Raw genomic sequence first — 1,256 nt, forward strand, 5'->3', positions numbered from 1 at the left:
CCTGTCCTTGAAAGTGGTGCCTTCAGCACCCGTGCGAAAACGCTTGGCGAACAGAGGCGCCCCCGTGGCCGGTTGCGCACCGTGGATCACGCCGTACATGTCTTTGGCACCGTCCGAAAATTGGCAAGCCATGCGTGCGACCAGGCCGCCCATCGAGTGGGTGATGATGATCGCCTTCTCTGTTTTGTTTTCCCGGCAGATTTCGCGGATGCCCATGATGCGGGTGGTCTTTTTCGTTTTCTGGTCTTTGAAATCAAGGCCATTCAACACGTCCTCGCCCGACTTCTGGTTCGATTGAAGCCAGTTGTAGCCAATGGCATAGACGGTGTAGCGATAACGGAGCAGCGACTTGAATACGTCGGAGTTGGCGTCGATGGAGCCGCCGGATCCATAAGCGCCGTAGTCCGCCGGATCGGTACCCAGCACGGCTTTCAGGGCGGCTTTGGCTCCCTCCGCATCACCCTGCGCCCATTCGCCATGGGGAAGGCCGGCGAGCATGGGATGGTTGAGCGTATATTCGAGCCAGGCCAACGTCGGCTGATAACTCCAACGATGCACGGTGCTCCAACCACGCCGACGAGCTTCGTCCTCGGTCAGGCCGCTATTACCGACCATAACCGGACCGGTGGGATCGACCACGGCGTTCTGCGGATCGAAGCGTTTCGCGCGTGCGGCGGGGCTGGCGAATCGTCCGGCTATGACGGATGCAATGCCGGAAATAGCGGAGCCCACGGCGTCCATATTGGGTGGATACCACACGAATTTTCCGGTGGTCTTGTCTGACAGCAACGTGCCCATCACACCGGGCAGGAAGATGACCGGAATAGCGGGGCGATGATCGATCAGAATTTCTTTGGTGCGCTGATCGTCGTTGGGCGTGAGCACGGCGCGTGCGTAAGGCGTACCGTCGTCGTCGAACCCGCCAGCGATTCGGACGACATCGTCATTGTCTGCGCTGGGCGCTGTGTTGCTATCGGGCGCGGAGCGGCTGGTGTCAGATGTGCTGTTGCTCATAGGGCTACACATAGGCTTGCGAGATCGACGGGGAAGGGAGGTGTGATGCGCTGCGTGATTGCGCGTGGTTTTATTAGTGGATTCATGGTGTGCGCAAGCAAATAGGCCCGTTGCGAACAGAAGGCTATCTACCGGCGCTGCGAAGCTACGCGCTCGATATCGCCAGCAACGCGTCGTTACATCGCCCCTGGCCGCAAACGCATGCTGTTCAGTAGCGTGTCCCACGCCTGGATCGCGCCGGC

General features: G+C 59.8%; 1 protein-coding gene. It reads right to left on the reverse strand.

Going from position 1 to position 1,256, the window contains the following annotated elements; translation table 11 throughout:
* Positions 1-1,014, reverse strand: a 1,014-nt coding sequence (locus ISP19_RS00050; protein ID WP_204678182.1) for an esterase/lipase family protein, incomplete at its 3' end; no start/stop codon positions are given.
* Positions 1,015-1,256 lie beyond the last annotated feature (242 nt).

This window comes from Dyella flava, assembly GCF_016904955.1.
GTDB lineage: Bacteria > Pseudomonadota > Gammaproteobacteria > Xanthomonadales > Rhodanobacteraceae > Dyella_B > Dyella_B flava.